General features: G+C 55.8%; 17 protein-coding genes and 1 pseudogene. 13 read left to right on the plus strand and 5 right to left on the minus strand.

Annotation, left to right across the window (positions count from 1 at the left end; translation table 11 throughout):
* The first annotated feature begins 29 nt into the window (after window positions 1-29).
* From glp to ED661_RS04515, 8 genes and pseudogenes are all read left to right on the plus strand, one after another.
* Window positions 30-1,295: a gephyrin-like molybdotransferase Glp gene (glp, locus tag ED661_RS04480; RefSeq protein WP_122072755.1), complete on the plus strand. Its 1,266-nt coding sequence runs from the start codon at window positions 30-32 to the stop codon at window positions 1,293-1,295.
* Entirely contained in the window at window positions 1,292-1,819 is a 528-nt protein-coding gene (locus ED661_RS04485; RefSeq protein WP_122072756.1) for a DUF2478 domain-containing protein, read from the plus strand. Before glp ends, ED661_RS04485 begins: the two co-directional genes overlap by 4 nt.
* The gene (moaA, locus tag ED661_RS04490; protein WP_122072757.1) at window positions 1,809-2,831 is read left to right on the plus strand and encodes a GTP 3',8-cyclase MoaA; all 1,023 of its coding nucleotides are present in this window, start codon (window positions 1,809-1,811) and stop codon (window positions 2,829-2,831) included. The genes ED661_RS04485 and moaA overlap by 11 nt, the downstream gene beginning before the upstream one ends.
* Before the next feature lie 2 nt (window positions 2,832-2,833).
* On the plus strand, window positions 2,834-3,088 hold the full coding sequence (locus ED661_RS04495) for a MoaD/ThiS family protein (protein ID WP_122072758.1): 255 nt from the start codon (window positions 2,834-2,836) through the stop codon (window positions 3,086-3,088).
* A gap of 1 nt (window position 3,089) precedes the next feature.
* A pseudogene (locus tag ED661_RS22155) lies at window positions 3,090-3,218 on the plus strand (ThiF family adenylyltransferase); the annotation flags it as partial.
* 7 nt (window positions 3,219-3,225) lie between these two features.
* Complete coding sequence (mog, locus tag ED661_RS04505) at window positions 3,226-3,663, plus strand: molybdopterin adenylyltransferase (protein WP_254054766.1); 438 nt, start codon at window positions 3,226-3,228, stop codon at window positions 3,661-3,663.
* 273 nt (window positions 3,664-3,936) lie between these two features.
* Window positions 3,937-4,650 (plus strand): cytochrome c biogenesis CcdA family protein, encoded by a 714-nt coding sequence (locus ED661_RS04510; protein ID WP_122072761.1) that lies wholly within the window; start codon window positions 3,937-3,939, stop codon window positions 4,648-4,650.
* Window positions 4,651-4,672: 22 nt separating this feature from the next.
* The gene (locus ED661_RS04515) at window positions 4,673-5,083 is read left to right on the plus strand and encodes a thioredoxin family protein (RefSeq protein WP_122072762.1); all 411 of its coding nucleotides are present in this window, start codon (window positions 4,673-4,675) and stop codon (window positions 5,081-5,083) included.
* A gap of 230 nt (window positions 5,084-5,313) precedes the next feature.
* Here the strand turns inward: ED661_RS04515 and ED661_RS04520 are convergent, their stop codons facing one another.
* Entirely contained in the window at window positions 5,314-6,201 is an 888-nt protein-coding gene (locus ED661_RS04520; RefSeq protein ID WP_122072763.1) for a LysR family transcriptional regulator, read from the minus strand.
* 107 nt (window positions 6,202-6,308) lie between these two features.
* Between ED661_RS04520 and ED661_RS04525 the strand changes: the two genes are divergently transcribed.
* From ED661_RS04525 to ED661_RS04545, 5 genes are all read left to right on the plus strand, one after another.
* Window positions 6,309-7,466, plus strand: coding sequence for an ABC transporter ATP-binding protein (locus tag ED661_RS04525; protein ID WP_122072764.1), 1,158 nt, complete (start codon window positions 6,309-6,311; stop codon window positions 7,464-7,466).
* 1 nt (window position 7,467) lies between these two features.
* Window positions 7,468-8,448, plus strand: a complete 981-nt coding sequence (locus ED661_RS04530; RefSeq protein WP_122072765.1) for a carbohydrate ABC transporter permease — start codon at window positions 7,468-7,470, stop codon at window positions 8,446-8,448.
* The gene (locus ED661_RS04535; protein ID WP_122072766.1) at window positions 8,448-9,410 is read left to right on the plus strand and encodes a carbohydrate ABC transporter permease; all 963 of its coding nucleotides are present in this window, start codon (window positions 8,448-8,450) and stop codon (window positions 9,408-9,410) included. The genes ED661_RS04530 and ED661_RS04535 overlap by 1 nt, the downstream gene beginning before the upstream one ends.
* A 110-nt stretch (window positions 9,411-9,520) precedes the next feature.
* Entirely contained in the window at window positions 9,521-10,768 is a 1,248-nt protein-coding gene (locus ED661_RS04540) for an ABC transporter substrate-binding protein (protein ID WP_122072767.1), read from the plus strand.
* Window positions 10,769-10,830: 62 nt separating this feature from the next.
* On the plus strand, window positions 10,831-11,649 hold the full coding sequence (locus ED661_RS04545; protein ID WP_122072768.1) for a metallophosphoesterase: 819 nt from the start codon (window positions 10,831-10,833) through the stop codon (window positions 11,647-11,649).
* 758 nt (window positions 11,650-12,407) lie between these two features.
* Here the strand turns inward: ED661_RS04545 and ED661_RS04555 are convergent.
* From ED661_RS04555 to ED661_RS04570, 4 genes are all read right to left on the minus strand, one after another.
* Complete coding sequence (locus ED661_RS04555; protein ID WP_122072770.1) at window positions 12,408-13,985, minus strand: trimethylamine methyltransferase family protein; 1,578 nt, start codon at window positions 13,983-13,985, stop codon at window positions 12,408-12,410.
* Window positions 13,954-16,359 (minus strand): FAD-dependent oxidoreductase, encoded by a 2,406-nt coding sequence (locus ED661_RS04560; RefSeq protein WP_122072771.1) that lies wholly within the window; start codon window positions 16,357-16,359, stop codon window positions 13,954-13,956. Before ED661_RS04560 ends, ED661_RS04555 begins: the two co-directional genes overlap by 32 nt.
* A 509-nt stretch (window positions 16,360-16,868) precedes the next feature.
* On the minus strand, window positions 16,869-17,171 hold the full coding sequence (locus ED661_RS04565) for a hypothetical protein (RefSeq protein ID WP_122072772.1): 303 nt from the start codon (window positions 17,169-17,171) through the stop codon (window positions 16,869-16,871).
* Window positions 17,172-17,210: 39 nt separating this feature from the next.
* The coding region (locus tag ED661_RS04570; protein WP_162930038.1) for an integrase core domain-containing protein at window positions 17,211-17,655 on the minus strand (445 nt) is incomplete at its 5' end.

Below are 17,655 nucleotides of genomic sequence, written 5' to 3' on the forward strand. Positions count from 1 at the left end.
GCTGAGATTAGTAAGAGCCGGAGGTCACAATGCTGGACAAGATGCAGGATACGGGATGTGGCTGCGACAGTATCAAACAACCCCTGATGCCGCTCAAGACCGCGCTTTCGCTGGCTTTGGACAGAGTTACTCCTGTTACCGAAACGGAAGCTGTCTCCGTTTACAAATGTGCCGGTCGTGTTGCCGCCGAAGCGGTGATTTCAGCAGAGGCTATGCCCTTTTTCGACAACTCCGCCATGGATGGCTTTGCCGTCAACACTGCCGATAGCCAAAGCAGCAACCGTTTGCCGATCTCAGCAGAGATTGCCGCAGGCGACGCTCCCTCGGTGTTGAAACCGGGAACCGCTGTTCACATCTACACCGGCGCGCCAATCCCGTCGGGGGCAAATGCAGTTGTCATGTCCGAACACTCTGAGCAGGAAGGTGACACCGTCGTATTTTCCATCCCTCCAAGAGAAGGCGACAACATTCGCCGCGCCGGTAGTGACCAGGCCAAGGGCACAATTCTGCTCCATCCTGGGCAACATATTGCTGCGCATCATGTCGGGCTTCTTGCCGCCAATGGCGTCGAGACATGCCTGGTGCGCAGACACATTCGGGTTGGCGTTTTTTCGACGGGGGACGAACTGGCTACGCAACCACGCCGTCCGGGTCAGATCCATGATGCCAACCGTCCAATGTTGATGTCGCTATGCGTACAGATGGGGGCCAAAGTGACAGACCTTGGTGTTCTTCCCGACGATCTGAGCAAAACAACCAAAGCCTTTGAAAGAATCCGTGACAGGTTCGATCTGGTGCTGACCTCCGGCGCCGTCTCTATAGGCGGACGTGACCACATTCGCGAAGCGCTCATCGCAGCTGGTGGAACACTGGATGGTTGGCGGGTGGCACTAAAGCCGGGCAAACCGATTGCCTTTGGGCGATTGGGGCACACTACTTTCACCGGTTTGCCAGGGAATCCATTTGCCAGCTTTGTCGACTTTCACCTGTTCGTAGCGCCACAAATCGCTCGGCTTCTGGGGGCAACACCCAGAACATTTGCAACACATCACGCCAACTCTGGTTTTGAGTGGGCACGTAAGGCAGGGCGTGCCGAAGTCTTTCCTGTGACACTCACGGAACACAGTCCCGAAGGACTGCCGATCCTGAAGCGCCTTGGCGCCAGCGTATCGGCCACGCTCTTTCCCCTGGCCGAGGCTGATGGTTTGGCCATCGTCTCAGCTGAAACTGACAGGCTAGCGCCAGGGGATCGCCTTTATTGGCAACCATTTCTCTCTTTGGAGGACCTGCTATGACTTATCCAAAGCTTGCCGCGATCCGCTTTGAAACAGGGGATGTTGATGGCCTATTCACTGACATTGCAGGTACCCTGTTGAACAATGGACATCGGGTGCGCGGCGTCCTGCAATCCCGCGGCAAGACAGGTGGCGAATGCCACTGTGCCGACATGGATTTGCACGCTATCGGAGCCGCCAGGACGTTTCGGATTTCGCAACCTCTCGGAAATGGCTCGCATGGGTGCCGCCTGCATCCAGGAGCATTGGCAGAATGCGCCGCTTATCTGGAGACGGAGCTGGATCGCGGATCGGAGCTTTTGGTCCTCAACAGGTTTGGGCGCGGTGAAAGCGAAGGCCGTGGTTTTCGTGATCTCATCGGACAGGCCATGGTAAAGGGTATCCCAGTGCTGACAGCAGTTCGACCGACATATGCGGAGGAATGGCGTGCGTTTGGTGAGGCGTTGTCCTGCGACCTACCGATGGATCAGAGCGCGATTCTGAACTGGTTCAACCACATGACCGGAGCACGCCATGCCGCTTGATGCCTGCACCCGCAAAACACTGTCTGACAGCTTCGGTCGCGAGGTGAACTACCTGCGTTTGTCGGTGACAGATCGCTGTGATCTGCGCTGCACCTATTGCATGGCCGAACGGATGACCTTCCTACCCAAGCGTGAGCTGCTTTCAATCGAAGAGCTAGAAAAACTGGTAGGAGCCTTCATCGACCTTGGCGTGCGCAAGCTGCGACTGACCGGAGGTGAACCTCTTGTCCGCCACGGGATAATGTCGCTGATCGAAAAACTTGGTCACGAGGTGGCGACTGGTCGCTTGGCGGAGCTAACACTGACAACAAACGGGACACAACTAACCCGCTTTGCACCCGCACTGGCCAGCAATGGCGTGCGGCGGATCAACGTCTCCCTTGATACGCTCAATCCCGAAAAGTTTGCAAAGGTCACACGTCGTGGCCGCCTTGATCAGGTTTTGCAAGGGATCGAGGCCGCCCGTGCGGCCGGGTTGCAGGTCAAGATCAACACGATGGGGCTGCGTGGGTTCAATGATGCCGAGATCCCGGACCTTGTGGATTGGGCTCTGGAAAGAGGCTGCGATCTGGCCTTCATCGAAGTGATGCCAATGGGGGAAGTCGAGGTCGAGGATCGGCTCGGACAGTATTGGCCCCTTGGCGAGCTGCGCTCCATGCTTGAAGAGCGCTTCACTCTGCGTGATACGAGCTTCTGCACTGGTGGACCGTCACGATATTGCGACGTGCTTGGCACCCAGCAACGCATCGGCTTTATCACACCCATGAGCCATAACTTCTGTGCAAGTTGCAATCGGGTTCGGGTGAACTGTCGTGGGGAATTGTTCACCTGCCTCGGCCGCGAAGGTTCATGCGACCTGCGGCCTGCCTTGCGCGATTCCACGGATATTTCAGAGGTCCACAGGGCGATCCGAAGCGCCCTGTCGCGCAAACCAAAGGGGCATGATTTTGCCTATGCAGCGAATGAGATTTCGGGAGCCGTCTCACGCGGAATGAACCACACCGGAGGATGATCATGGCCGTTTATGATGTTATATATTTTGCTTGGGTTCGTGAACGGATCGGTCTGCCGAGCGAGAAGGTCGAAAGCTGCGCCTCGAAGGTCTCAGACCTGATCACGGAGCTTTCCGGGCGGGAGCCACGCTATGCTGCGGCCTTTGCAGATCGCTCGGCTTTGCGCGTCGCGCTTGTCCAGGATCTTTCGCATTTCGAAGCGTCGCTTGAAGGGGTGCGTGAAGTGGCCCTTTTCCCTCCGATGACAGGGGGCTGAGATGCTGGACGTTTCTCTCTCGGAAGGACGGTATACGCGCCACCATATTCTGCCAGAAATCGGATACGAAGGTCAGAAACGCCTTGGCAATGCCCGAGTGCTCGTCGTCGGCGCAGGAGGGCTTGGTGCGCAGGGTCGTGACCACCAAGCTCACCTACAAACGTCAAATCGTTGCTGATGGACGAGACACCGTTGCCGCGGCCCTGCGTCAGCTTTCTGATGTGGACAAGGCTGACCTGATCCTTGTGACAGGAGGCACCGGGCCGGCGCCGCGCGATGAAACACCCGAAGCCCTGGACGATGTCATCGGAAAGCGCTTGCCTGGCTTTGGAGAGTCAATGCGGCTGCCCAGCCTCAAAGAAGTCCCCACCGCGATCCTATCACGACAGGATGCAGGTGTCCGCGGTCAGACACTAATCGTCACATTGCCGGGCAAGCCTGCCGCAATTGCAACGTGCCTAGAAGCCGTCTTCGCTGCCGTTCCCTACTGCCTTGACCTTGTTGGGGCTGCACGCATCGAAACCAATCCCGCTTTATGCGATGCGTTCAGGCCAAAAAGAAACACACTTGATTGAGACAGAAACCCATGCGTTCAGACCTTCGAACCGGTCTGCTTCACAATTGCAGAGAAAGTCCGCCCTTCGTGTCGGTCAGCACAAACGCCTAGTCCTGTCGCTGGCTGCTTGGCTTGGCTTGGCGCTGCGGCGCAGCTTTCTCAGTGATGCCGACCATGCAATGCGCAGCGACCCTAAAATGGGACGCAGTTGTCACAAACCCCACGACCATGTGAAACCAAGTCACTGGATCGTTTGATGACAGCGCATCAAGGTACGCGTTAAGTGACCTTCATGGAACTAATTTTTGCATTTGGTGCGGGGCTGCTGACCTTGATCAACCCCTGCGTCGTGCCGGTGTTGCCTATTGTGATCGCCACCGCGTTTCAATCCAGTCGCTTTGGGCCGGTAGCCCTGTGCGCGGGGTTGAGCCTGTCATTTGTAAGTTTGGGCGTGGGTATCACCGCTTTTGGTCAGGTGCTTGGGGTCGACATTGACACGGTTTCTAAGGTCGGAGCCGGGCTGATGGTGCTGTTCGGGCTGGCGCTTTTGGTGCCACAGGCCGGGGCGGTTCTAGCCGGAGCAACGGCTGGCCTGTCCTCGCAAGCTGATGCGCAAATCGACACGCTGGACCGCGGCGGGCTGCGTGGGCAGTTCCTTGGTGGGCTGCTGCTGGGTGCTGTCTGGAGCCCTTGTATTGGTCCGACACTGGGCGGGGCAATCTCACTTGCCTCACAGGGCGAGGGACTTTTGCGCGCCACCACTATCATGGTGTTCTTTGCATTAGGCGTCTCGGCGCTGATCCTTGGTCTTGCCTATGGCACCCGCGGCGCCGTCGGGCGCTACAATACACAGCTTCGCACGCTGGCGCACCGCAGCAGGCCTATTCTCGGGGCGGCCTTTGTCGCCGTAGGGCTGGCGTTACTGCTCAACCTTCACCACGTGATCGAGGCCTGGTTGATCGGCGTCCTGCCTCCCTGGTTGATCGATCTCTCCGTCTCTTTGTAACAATGCTCACAGGAGCCCACTCATGGATCGCCGTCACTTTCTTTTCCTGACCGCAGCAGCAACCGCCCTGCCGTTTGTCGCCAACGCCGCCCCGCTGGAATATGAACCCGGCCTGGTCGAAAAACATCTTAAGACCGGAAACACCGTGTTTCTGGACTTCAAGGCCAGCTGGTGCAGCACTTGCGCCGCTCAAGAGAGGGTCATCAATAGGCTGAAATCAGAAAACTCCGACTACGAAGCCAAGATTACGTTTGTCGACGTTGATTGGGACGCCTACGGCAAATCGGAATTGGTCAAACGCATGAACATCCCGCGCCGGTCGACACTTGTGGTGCTGAAAGGGGATCAGGAACTGGGTCGCATCGTCGCCCAGACCAGTACATCACAAATCAAGGCGCTGATGGATACCGCGTTAAGAGCCGCAACGGCGTAACTCTGACCCACCGGGAAGAACCGGTGGCACCCAATATCGAACGGGATAAGTTACTCATTCTTCAGTGGACTAAACTGGTGTTACCGGCCCTTATCGCCGCCGTCACGAACGGCCCACAGCAGTCATTGACTGAGCAGTAACGCGCCGCAATGCAGCGTCAACAAACCAGACCTTTACTGTGGCTAGGCACAGTCCCTACCGGGCGAGACAAATGGGGCTCAGATTCACTTCTACAGCTCAGGGTCAGAAAAGGCCGAAGACGACGCCGTATCGATAAAGGCCTTCACCAACCGTAGACCTGCCCGGTCCTTTGGCGCCACAACAGCGGTTTCATGGGTTTCCGAGAGCTCCACAACAGGCACTTCCCTGAGGCCGCGCGATATTAACCCGCTGTTCCCGAGAAAGATGGCAATGCCTGCCCCTTGAAATACGGCTTCGCACATAAGGGGAAAAGTGGTCATTTTTATTGTGCGTTGTAGCTGGATGCCCTGTTTGGCCTCGGCCTCCCGCACCACACGCTCAGTCAATGATCCACTTTCTGGTAAAATCACTGTTTCCTGTCGCAAGTCCGCAAAGCTCAAAATCTCCCGATGTGCCAGCGGCGAGGATGGCAGAAGGTATGCAACGTAGCGGGTCTTTTGAACGGGTATCCGTTCCCAATCATCAATTTTAGGCGCATCAGTGATCAAACCGACATCCGCGCGCCGCTCGCGCAAAAGCCGGGTTGCGGTGGTCCAACCATAAAGCGCGAAGTCGATTTCTACATCTGGATAGGCCATGCGAAATTGGCTGATTGCCCGCAAGGCCGGAAGTGGCGCATTTGCAATTATCTTGAGATGTCCACGCGCCATGGCCTCATAGCCCTCCAGACGCTCGCGGATCGAAGAATCCAAAGTGACAAGGCGATCTGCCAGATCATACAGGTCCTGACCTGTTCGGGTCAGTGCAATGCCTTCACGACTGCGCAACAACAATTGCGAACCAACCTGTTTTTCCAGCTTTGCCACATGCTGGGTGATGGCCGATTGGGTGACGCCAAGGCGCACAGCGGCGGCTGAAAAGCTGCCTTCCCGAACCACATAGGCAAAGGCCACAAACTGATGATGGTTGGCGCGCATGGGACCTCTCTTTGGTCTAGGCCTAACCCCCATTAGTTTCACTAATATGACGTCACAAAAGTGAAGGCTCAGGTTCCTAAACCATCCCTGTCAGATGGAGGAATCAGATGGCCGGGCTAAGCATCAAAAACATCAACAAGCGCTTTGGCGAGACCGAAGTGTTGAAAGGTGTGTCTCTCGACATCGCGGATGGTGAGTTTGTTTCACTTGTCGGCCCATCTGGCTGCGGCAAATCAACATTGCTGCGGATCATCGCAGGTCTGGAAGAGCAAACCTCAGGCGACGTGCAGATTGGCGGGACCTCCGTAGCAGGACAGCGGGCTGCCGATCGCAATCTGTCGATGGTGTTTCAATCCTACGCCCTCTATCCCCATCTGAGTGTTGGCGAAAACATTGCGGTACCGCTCAAGATGCGGCGTATGAACACTCTGCAACGCTTGCCTTTGCTTGGCGGCGTCATGCCCGGGAAAGCACAACGCGCAGCGGAAATCGCCAAGGAGGTCACCCATGCTGCAGAGATCCTTGAAATCGCCCACCTGCTGGATCGCAAACCTGGACAGTTGTCTGGCGGGCAGCGACAGCGCGTGGCACTCGGGCGGGCCTTGGTCCGCGACCCTGCTGCCTTCCTGTTGGATGAGCCACTCTCAAATCTGGACGCAAAACTGCGGGTTCAGACGCGCGCTGAGATTGCTCAACTACACCGCCAACTGAAGGCAACCTTTGTCTATGTGACCCATGATCAGGTCGAGGCGATGACAATGTCGGATCGTATTGCGGTCATGATGGGGGGGCGCATCCTGCAATGTGCTGCACCAGAAACGGTCTATGATGACCCAGACCGGATCGAAGTGGCCGAGTTCATCGGGTCACCAAAAATCAACCTTCTGCCGGTCGAACTCAGCGAGACCGGACAGGTCCATTTGTTGGGTCAGCCTCTTTCCCTCACGACAGGCCGCCGAACCAAAGCTGTTGGCTCCCTTGGATTGCGCCCCGAGACTCTCTTCCTGGTCAACAGTAACGCTCCGCTTCGCGGTCAGATTGTACATATCGAGAACCTGGGGTCAGAGATGTTTGTTCAGGTCGCAGTGAACGGCCTAGGGTCTCACATCACCTTCCGGACCACACCTGACAAACGCGCGTCATTGGTCCAAGGGGCAACGGTCGGCCTGGATTTCGACACCGAGAAATCTCTGGTTTTTGATGCCATTGGAGCCCGTGTGCGAGACATCCACTCAACCACAACATCAAAAACCGAGGTGGCCTGATATGTCGTTGGCAGACGGAGTGCCACACGAAGCCGTGGTTGCAAAAACAGTATCTCACAACGCCAAAGAACGTCGCGCCGCCTGGATCCTGACAGCGCCGGCCCTGATCCTCATGGTCGTAATTCTGCTGGCTCCAATCCTTGTCGCAAGCCTGCTATCCTTTACCAATTACTCCCTTGGAAACAGCGGGTTCGACTGGATCGGCACCCGAAACTACGAAAAGCTGTTCACCCGCTCGACCTATGCAAAAATGTTTGTTGCCACGCTGACCTATGTTGTGACTGTCGTGCCTATTTCAGTTGGCCTGGGACTGGGGGCTGCATTGTTGATCAATTCCCTGGGCCGGTTTCGCGAAGTCTACAAAACAATATACTTCCTACCGGTTATGGCGACCCTGCTAGCGATGGCTATTGCTTGGGAATTCATGCTGCACCCTTCCATTGGCATGATCAATCGCACGCTTGAAATGGGTTGCGGAACTTTTCTGGAACGGATCTGGTCCTTCATGGCCAACGGCTGTTCCGGGCAGTTCCCGGTCTGGTTGGGCGACAAACGTTATGCGATCTGGGTCATCAGCTTTATCGGCATCTGGCAGGGCTTTGGCTTCAACATGGTGTTGTACCTTGCGGGTCTGACCAGCGTTCACCGGGAGCTCTATCACGCCGCTGACATGGATGGCGCAAGATCCGCCTGGGAGCGGTTCCGGCTGGTGACCTGGCCAGCCTTGGGACCAACCACGGTTTTTGTTGTCACCATCTCCTGTATCCGAGCCTTTCAGGTCTTTGACACAATCGAGGCCTTTTGGCCCCAGGGCGGCGGCCCCAACAAATCCACCTATGTGATGATGTTCGCCATTTTTGAAAAAGGCGTGCAGCAGAACCTGATCGGCATCGGTTCGGCAATCACCATGGTGTTTCTCGCATTTGTCATGTTCCTCACCCTGATCCAGCGCTGGCTGGTGGAACGAAAGGTTCACTACTGATGACCCGTGATTGGTGGAAGCACCTCCTTTTGATCCTTGGCGTGATCGTTGTCATTGCCCCGTTTTACATGATGGTCAGCTACTCCTTTAAGTCGCCAGGGGAAATCGATCGGGGCGAAGGTGGTTTCTTTGGCCGCCAGGAGCTGATGGTTGATGAGCGATGCGTTGTTCGGAGAGATCCAAGCCGAGCCGATATCACCGCCGCAGCCCCGAGGTTTCCGGGGCAAAATGACAGGGGCATTCGTGACGCCCTAGTTGCTGAAGCAGAAACCGACTGTTCCATGCGCCCGGTGGTGTTCAACTACACCATGGCTTTCACCGAGGCGCCTCTGCTGCGCTATTTGATGAATGGCATCATTGTCACCGCATCTATTTTTCTGATCCAGGTCGTGGTGGCCCTGCCAGCGGCCTATGCCTTGGCCAAGCTGAAGTTCTGGGGGCGAGATGCGGTCTTTGCGCTGGTTCTGTTTTGCCTTTTAATCCCGGTTCACGCGATAGCCCTGCCGCTCTACATCCTGCTGGCCAAGCTGGGATTGACCAATACCTATGCCGCATTGGTGGTGCCCTGGACGATCTCGGTCTTTGGCATCTTCCTGATGCGCCAGTTCTTTATGACCGTACCTGACGATCTGATTGATGCCGCACGTATGGATGGGATGAGCGAGTTTGCCATTGTCTGGCGGGTGATGCTGCCCACGGCGATCCCGGCACTTCTGGCCTTTGCCATCTTCTCGATCGTTGCCCATTGGAACGACTATTTCTGGCCGCGTATTGTCGTCACTGGCAACCGCGACTTGTTCACGCCCCCCCTAGGCCTGCGCGAATTCAAGGGCGGCGGCGATGGCTCGTTTTTTGGCCCAATGATGGCGACCGCCACCGTCATCGTAACCCCTCTGATTGTGGCCTTTATGCTGGCGCAACGGCGCTTCATCGAGGGCATCACATTGAGCGGCATGAAATGATTTTGGGGGCACCCTCACAGGTAACCCCAACCCGAAATCCCGCAAGGGACAAACCCGGAGCCTCCGTCTGCAAACAACGGCTCCAAGACCCGGCAAGAGAGGACTATTCCATGAAACTGACTGCCACCGCAATGGCCTTGGCCCTGAGCGCCACCGCCGTTTTCGCCGAAGACACCGTAACCATCGAATTTGCCTATCCCTATAGCCATCTGTTTGATGTGACTTACGAAGCGATGATGCCCGCCTTCAAAGAAGCGCATCCGAACATCGAGGTGAAATTCCGCGCCACATATGAATCCTATGAAGATGGCACCAATACCATCCTGCGCGAAGCCGTATCGGGCAACCTGCCTGATGTGACCATGCAGGGCCTGAACCGTCAGCAGATCCTTGTCGACAAAGGCATTGCAAAATCGCTGGAGCCCTTCATCGCCAAGGAAGCGGATTTTGCCAAAGAAGGCTATCACGACGCCATGTTATCCCTGTCGACCTTTGACGGCAACGTGCACGGGCTGCCATTCTCAGTTTCCCTGCCGGTTGGCTACTACAACATGGATGTGCTTAGAGCGGGTGGCATCGACGCCCTGCCAACCACTTGGGACGAGGTGATCTCTGCCTGCGAAACCATGAAGGCCAATGGCGTTGAGAATCCGATCTTCTGGGGTTGGAACATCACTGGCAACTGGTTCATGCAGGCGCTGATGTGGTCCCAAGACAAGGCCATTGTCGACAATGGCCATGTGACCGTCGACAGCCCCGAAGCCCTCGCTGCTATGGAGCAGATGCAAGAGATCTTCACCAAATGTGAAATGCAGAACCTTGAGTGGAAAGCGGCACTGGCTTCTTTCTCTGCCGGTGACATCGGCATGATGTTTTGGTCAACCTCTGCTCTGGGCGCGGTTGAGCGTTCGCAGGGTGATTTTGAACTGGTCACAGGGCCTTTCCCAGGCATGGGCGAAACGCCCAAAGGCCTGCCCGCAGGTGGCAACGCCGCATTGCTGACCTCGACCTCGGATTACCCCAAGGTGCAAGAGGCCGCATGGGCCTGGCTCAAGTTCATCACCTCGGGGGACGGCGCTGCGGAAGTGGCAAAGACCACTGGTTACATGCCCCCTAATAAGGCCGCAAACGAAGTGATCCTGGCAGATTTCTACGACCAGAACCCAAACAAGCAGACTGCCGTTGATCAGCTGCCACTGCTGCGCGACTGGCTGGCCTATCCGGGCGACAACGGTCTGGCGATCACTCAGGTGATCTACGACGGGGTCGAGCGCATTGTCACCGGCGACGCCACCGACATGAAAGAGCTTCAACAGGAACTGGTTGAAGAAATCGCTGACCTGCTGCCGAACGGCTAAACCCATCTACTCCGGCCGCGTGGAATTGCCCGCGCGGCCGCTTTCCCCTTGGACAGAAACACATGAAAATCATCCACATTTCCGACATTCACCTGACAGTTCCCGGCGAAGAGATGGGCGGATTGGACCCCCATGCGCGTTTTGAACAGGCGCTGGTGGATATCGCCACCCATCATGCTGATGCAGCGCGTGTCATCTTAACCGGCGATCTGGCACATTGGGGCGAACAGGCGGCCTATGAAGCGCTGCAACAGGCAATCGCAGGTCTGCAAATACCAGTGCGACTGATGATCGGAAATCACGACAATCGCAGAACATTCCTCTCAGTTTTCAAAGATCATCCCACTGATGCGGCTGGGTTTGTAAATCACGCTGAAACCCTTGCTGGCGTGCGCTTCATCTACCTCGATAGTGTTGGAGAGCAAACGCACGCGGGCCATTTCTGCGAAACGCGTCGCGCATGGTTACAAAACGAACTTGTTCGCTGCGACCGTGCCCGTATCTTTCTGCATCACAATCCGATGCTGTTGAACCTCCCAGCAGTAGACAAAATTGCCCTGGTTGAAGAAGACCGCGGCCCATTCCGTGACCTGATCCAGGATCACGCAGCCAAATTGGACTATGTCCACTTCGGCCATGTGCATGCCCCGATCCACGGGAGTTTTGCCGGGGTTCAATTTGCCAGCGTACCTTCGACCGGCAACCAGTCGATCCCGGATTTCAACGAAGCGGAGTTGCTAAAGGGCGCTCCCATGGCTCCGTCTTACTTTGTGTTGCTCATTGACGGGGCGGACACATCGATCCATCAAATGCCGTTTGCCTGGGAAGGCCCGATTGCGACCACTGGCACCGGTTGGGAGGACTGGGCCAAGCCGGGCTAGGCAGCACAATTGTCAGGATCGCTATCTGCGCAATCTACGTCACTGGCGATTGGGACGCCTTTTCCTTCGTCGCTAGGATTGCTCCTTCTAGCTAATGCAGGTTCTTAAGTTCTTAGCTGTTGTGTCCTGGGCCTGTTCTGAAACAAGTGCCTTGCGGACATCCACCTGGTTCGACCATTGAAAACAAATCGAAATCCATCTTGAACGGGTTTCGATTTGACGAACCGATGTGCCGCGCTTAATTTGGCCGACCCGTTGATGGGAATTTGGTTGTTCTGGTTTGGCGTGCTGCAGTCGCCCTGCAAGAGCTGTCACGATAGCAAGAAACATCGGCCTGAGAAGCGCGCGCACCTGAGAGGGGGGGGCTTTGATAGTCTGGACCCTCCAGGGCTGAAACCGGAGTGAGTAATCAGATTTTTTCGCGCGCAAATTTTAAGGGGGGGGGGTATATTTCACTGGAGGTGAATGTCGTGACCTAGAATTCTGCTTTCAGCCCTCCTAGACATTCGTTCTAGGTGCAGCATGACACTGAGCTTGAACAGACCGGGCGGAGAGCTGCCGTTAGCTGCGCCTGCGAGAGTTTCGGGCCAGGCAGGCAACCGACGCCATTCAAGAATGAGCAGACCTAGATCCAAATACACGAGCACATCCCGTGCCGTCTTCAACCAGTCCTGCTTCGTGACTTTGACGTGACCAATAGGCAGGTCTTTCTCCGGATCCTCGCGGTCCAATACCTGTGATGATTGATTTGGCATTCTTTAGCTTTCCGGCGGCGCGCCGCCAGCGGCAGTTCGTTTTCCTATAAAGTCCTGCAGCTCCTCAAACTTCGTATGATCGACAGATACAGGGTTTTCCGCGTTCACGATATCTTGCCAGGTGGCGGTTGCACGAGTTGACGCAGTATGCGCACCGCGCTCCGTCCAAGTGCCGAAATTTGCATAGCTGTGCACTATTGGTTCGTAGAATTCGGTATTGTACCGCTCCATGGTTTGGGGCGAGGCAAAGAAGTGTCCGCTTGGATCGACATGCGACAATGCATTGTCAAAGCCGATCTCGTCCGGTCCTGCCTGAGCACCGGCGCAAAGTTCGGCTATCATGTTCAAGACCTCAACGTCTGTTATGATTTTTTCGTAAGATACAGAAAGGCCGCCTTCTAGCCAGCCCGCCGAATGAATCATCACGGTTGCGCCCGCCATCAAGCAGCCCCAAAGACCCATTTGGTTTTCATTGGCAGCTTGTACGTCATTGATATTGGAAGCCGACCCTGCCGCGCTGCGCCACGGCAGCCCCGTCAAACGAGCCATTTGCCCCGCCGCAAGAGAGGCTTGAAAATGCGATGGTGTACCAAAAGCCGGCGCGCCCGACCTCATATCTACATTCGACGTAAAAGTGCCGTAGCAAATGGGCGCTCCGGGGTTCACAAGCTGCGTCAGCACAATTGCAAAGAGGGCCTCGGCATGGCTAAGCGTTACGGCACCTGCCACCGTGATCGGAGCCATAGCGCCCATCAACGTGAAAGGAGTTACAATCGACATTTGTCCATGTTTGGCAAAGTCGATCAACCCCTGCGCCATCGGGACATCCAAGGTGCGGGGGCTGTTGGTGTTAATGATCGTGTAGCAATGCGGGTTTGCCGAAAACTCCGCGTCCGAGGTCCCACGAAAATTGCGCAGCATCTCAAAGCTGTCCATCACCTGAGGTGTCCCCCGCGAGAAGATGAACGGAAACTTGTTTGATAACGTCAACTGGGTTTCCATGGTGAAATAGTGCCGAAGGTTGGTTGCGACGTCTTGTGGCTCCACGGACGGCGACAGCATCTGCAACACATCAAAATGCTGGTTAAGTTTGGTGTATTCCTTATAGTCCGCCCCAGAACCTGGGCGTCGTCCACGCACCAAATCAGTTGCGTGCGGGGCACCTGCACCTGGCTGGAACACCATACGACCAAGTTCAAACGTCAGGTCTTTTTCCCGTACACCTGCGCGCCCCTGAATGGATTTGGGCGCTGAGGCTAGCGCGGCACCGACCATGTCGCGGCCGATATAGACCATGTCGCCGATGACGCGTGCACCTGCTTTTCTATATATTTCAATGGCCTCAGGAAGCAGAACCTTCATACCAAGGTCTTCAAGCGTTCGCAGCGCAGTTTCATGCATTGCAGCCGCTTGATCGTTTGAAAACACCTCCATTGCGGGGAATGGGTTACGCAAATCGTGGTAGTTTACGCACCGTTTGGATGTTGTAATATTGGAGGCGCTGCGCCCACGCCGCGCTCGCGCTTTGGGTTCTTGTCTGCTCAACGGCTCACCCTCGCATCGCTTGGCCGGACGGATCATAGGGTGAGGCAGCAATCACCCGTGCGGGTCTTTCTGTGCCAACAACATGAACTGTCAGCTCGGTGCCCACAGCGCTATGTTCGTGATTGACCATCGCCATTGCCAACGATTTCTGCACCGTGTGGCCAAAACCGCCAGAGGTGACAAAGCCAACAACCTTGCCGGTCACCCATATGGGCTCAAAGCCCGTCGCATCGGCATCTGTTGCATCAATCTCGATAGTGACAATCTTTTGCGCTTCTCTTTGACCATCACGTTCAGCAACTGCACTTGCTTTACCTATGAATTCTTTATCCCAGTCGATCCAGCGATCCATTCCTGTTTGCGCTGCAGTGTAGCCTTGGGTGAATTCAGCAGACCAGATACCAAAACTTTTCTCAAGTCGCAGGCTCAGCAGCGCATTGAAACCAACCTCGCGGATACCTTGGTCGGCACCTGCCTCAAGCAATAATTTGCGCAAACCAATATGTTCGGCAGCAGAACAATGGATTTCATAACCCAACTCTCCGGACACAGACAAACGGCCAACTTTTGCGCGGATCAGGCCGATATCAAACGTGCCACAGCCCATAAACGGTAGGTCGGCGATTTGAGCATCCGTTAGCGTCTCTATAACCTTGCGGCTGTTCGGGCCCGATAATGAAAAGCCAACCGTCTGATCGGCGATATCGCGCAGGGTTACATTGTCGCCCATGTGGTCGTGGAACCACCGCATGTGCCAATCACGCAGATAGTAGCTTCCCATGATCCACCAGGTCCCGTCACCCCAATTGAAAACAGTCAGGTCGCCTTTGAGCTTGCCATCTGGCGACAACATCGGCGCAAGTTTCGCATAGCCCGCTTTGGGCAGCTTGCAGGCCATAATCCGGTCAAGCCATGCCTCGGCTCCATCGCCAGTCACCTCAAAGCGCGAAAAGCCCGAGATATCAAGCAAGCCGACGCCTTCACGCACTGCACGGCATTCGGCGGCCACGATTTCAAACGAATTTGACCGTTTAAGCGTCGGTTTTTCCTCAAAGTCAGCAGACGGCGCAAAATACAACGGCACCTCAAGCCCTGCACTTGCCCCCCATCGGCAGCCTGCCGCAGTCATATCCGAATACGCGGGTGCCATTTTCAAAGGTCGCCCTGCAGGTAGTTGTTCATTCGGGTAGGTCATTACAAACCGGCGGGTATAGAACTGGCCGGTGGTTTCCTTGATGAACCGTTTGTTTCCAGCGTAGTCACCAAAGCGGGCCACATCCATCCCGTAGACATCTGCCTCCGGCTCACCGTGGATCATCCATTCGGCCAGCGATTTACCAACGCCGCCGCCTTGCAAAAAACCAGCCATCACGCCGCAGGCACACCAATACCCGGGCTTGCCGCGCACCGGGCCAACCAGCGGATTACCATCAGGCGCAAAGGTAAACGCGCCGTTGACCCATGTCTTTACGCCGACGTTTTGCAATGCGGGATAACGCTCGTAGCCGAGGATCAGTTCACGCTCAATCCGGTCGGTGTCTTCTTGTTGCAGCTCGAACCCATACTCCCAGGGCGCGCCGTCCATCATCCAGTGTTCGTGCTCAATCTCATAGATGCCCAGAAGCATCCCCTTCTGGTCCTGCCGTGTATAGGTGAACCCCTCGAGGTCAACGGTCAACGGAATCTCAAAATGCAGATCTTCAAGTTCAGGGATGGTGTCCGAGATCAGGTAATGGTGATTAAGAGGTGATACTGGCAATTCAATTCCTGCCATACGCCCGACCTGCTTTGCCCAAAGACCAGCCGCGTTGACGACGTGTTCGGTGTGAATCGTCCCTTTTTCAGTGACAACATCCCAGCCGTCCTTAGTCTGGATCAGCTCCAGAACGCGGTTGTGTTCGATCACCTCTGCGCCATATTTCTTGGCCGCTCCTGCATAGGCATGAACGGTGCCTGTCGTGTCGACATACCCTTCGCGGTCAGCCCACATGCCACCCAGAATGCCGTCTGTAGACATGATCGGGTTTAACTCGCCTGCTTCTTTGGGCGTAATCAAGTGCACATCATCAATGCCGATAGACTGGAAGGTACGGTAGGCCGATTGCAACCATTCCCAGCGGTCCGGCGTCCCCGCAAGGGTCATGCCGCCCGTCATATGCATACCAACAGATTGACCAGATTCCTTCTCAATCTCTTCCAACAAATCGATTGTGTAGGCTTGCAAGCTGGCGATATTCGGGTCCGCATTCAACGCATGAAACCCGCCGGCAGCATGCCAACTGGATCCGGCCGTCAAAACACTACGTTCCACCAAACAAACGTCTTTCCAACCCATTTTCGCAAGGTGGTACAAGACCGAAGTCCCGACGACACCGCCACCAATTACAACTGCTTGATAATGCGATTTCATCGTGACCTCCCTATCTTAAATGCGTGACCAGATAGTCGAATTCAAAAGAAAATGCCGATTAGTCATCTCCCCCTCGTCACTGAAGCATGCATTAGACACACCTGTCTAGGATTGATGTGAGGCCTAATCACAAAAATCGAAACTGCAAGAGTTCAGCGTTCAATGCCTCATCGGCGGTCATCCGATCGCCTCGTCGAACTGGAATCTGAGGTTTAGAATGCAGTACCCGATGGCAGCTTTGTCCGTGTTGCAGCCATCCGGTCGACCCAAAATGCTGCGGCCCGCACGAACGGCTGTTTTGCGGGATGTAACCTGTTGGATTTTGTACCAGTTGAATGTCTGGTTTGGGCCGTTCGTGACGCTTCACGAGGGCTGTCAGGGCGATTTTGCAAAGGTCGCAAACTGCGCTTACCGGTCATTCATGCGCTCAAGTGCGGCCTCCAAGGCCTTGGCAAGCGTCTGGGAGGTCTCCCCACTGACAGACCAGCCATGCGCTTTCAGGACATCATTTAAGGGCGATCCTCCACACAGACCATGTCGACCAGGCGCTGATCTGGAATGCTGGTGCGTGAGCCGCGTTTGGAGGGGCGGATCCGCCGCACGACCAGGGCCGAGCCCGAGCCGATCCGGCGGCGCAGGTGCTCGATCTCCTGGCGGTCGCGCAGCACTGCATCCATGAAACCGCCCCCTCGCCCACTGCCCCGCGACCGGGTGGATTCAATCGAGGAACATTTCAGGCCTGCACAGGCATGACGCTCCACCAGATCGCGATAGAAGCGCCCGACACTGACCTGGGCATGGCTGAGGGTCATGGGCTTGAGCAGCCCCACTTGAGTGGTCCAAATTGAAAGTTAGTGCATGGTTGGCCTTTGGTCCATCGGGACGATGGTCTCTGGCGCAGGTGGGCGGTAGCCCAGAGCACTGTGGGGTCGTTTGGTGTTGTAGTGTTTTCTCCAGCTTTCGATAATGATCTGGGCCTCTCGTAACGAATAGAAGATTTCACCGTTCAGCAATTCATCCCTCATTCGCCCATTGAAGCTTTCGCAGTATCCGTTCTCCCATGGCGATCCAGGCTCGATGTATGCGGCCTTGGCCCCGACAGCCTTGATCCAGCCTCTGACGGCCTCAGCAATGAACTCAGGGCCATTATCTGATCGGATGTAAGAGGGCACGCCTCGCAGAATGAACAGATCCGTCAGAGCATCAATGACTTCGTTCGCGTTCAGCTTCCGCTTCACCCGGATCGCAAGACATTCCCGGCTGTGTTCGTCCAGAATGTTCAATGTCCTGAAAGCC

The sequence above is a fragment of the Pseudophaeobacter sp. EL27 genome (assembly GCF_900313025.1).
Taxonomy (GTDB): Bacteria; Pseudomonadota; Alphaproteobacteria; order Rhodobacterales; family Rhodobacteraceae; genus Pseudophaeobacter.

Bases quoted from the DNA above. Each gene is read 5' to 3' on its own strand.
- glp (WP_122072755.1), top strand. From the start codon at position 30: ATGCTGGACAAGATGCAGGATACGGGATGTGGCTGCGACAGTATCAAA.
- ED661_RS04485 (WP_122072756.1), top strand. From the start codon at position 1,292: ATGACTTATCCAAAGCTTGCCGCGATCCGCTTTGAAACAGGGGATGTT.
- moaA (WP_122072757.1), top strand. From the start codon at position 1,809: ATGCCGCTTGATGCCTGCACCCGCAAAACACTGTCTGACAGCTTCGGT.
- ED661_RS04495 (WP_122072758.1), top strand. From the start codon at position 2,834: ATGGCCGTTTATGATGTTATATATTTTGCTTGGGTTCGTGAACGGATC.
- ED661_RS04510 (WP_122072761.1), top strand. From the start codon at position 3,937: ATGGAACTAATTTTTGCATTTGGTGCGGGGCTGCTGACCTTGATCAAC.
- ED661_RS04515 (WP_122072762.1), top strand. From the start codon at position 4,673: ATGGATCGCCGTCACTTTCTTTTCCTGACCGCAGCAGCAACCGCCCTG.
- ED661_RS04520 (WP_122072763.1), bottom strand. From the start codon at position 6,201: ATGCGCGCCAACCATCATCAGTTTGTGGCCTTTGCCTATGTGGTTCGG.
- ED661_RS04525 (WP_122072764.1), top strand. From the start codon at position 6,309: ATGGCCGGGCTAAGCATCAAAAACATCAACAAGCGCTTTGGCGAGACC.
- ED661_RS04530 (WP_122072765.1), top strand. From the start codon at position 7,468: ATGTCGTTGGCAGACGGAGTGCCACACGAAGCCGTGGTTGCAAAAACA.
- ED661_RS04535 (WP_122072766.1), top strand. From the start codon at position 8,448: ATGACCCGTGATTGGTGGAAGCACCTCCTTTTGATCCTTGGCGTGATC.
- ED661_RS04540 (WP_122072767.1), top strand. From the start codon at position 9,521: ATGAAACTGACTGCCACCGCAATGGCCTTGGCCCTGAGCGCCACCGCC.
- ED661_RS04545 (WP_122072768.1), top strand. From the start codon at position 10,831: ATGAAAATCATCCACATTTCCGACATTCACCTGACAGTTCCCGGCGAA.
- ED661_RS04555 (WP_122072770.1), bottom strand. From the start codon at position 13,985: ATGATCCGTCCGGCCAAGCGATGCGAGGGTGAGCCGTTGAGCAGACAA.
- ED661_RS04560 (WP_122072771.1), bottom strand. From the start codon at position 16,359: ATGAAATCGCATTATCAAGCAGTTGTAATTGGTGGCGGTGTCGTCGGG.
- ED661_RS04565 (WP_122072772.1), bottom strand. From the start codon at position 17,171: ATGACCCTCAGCCATGCCCAGGTCAGTGTCGGGCGCTTCTATCGCGAT.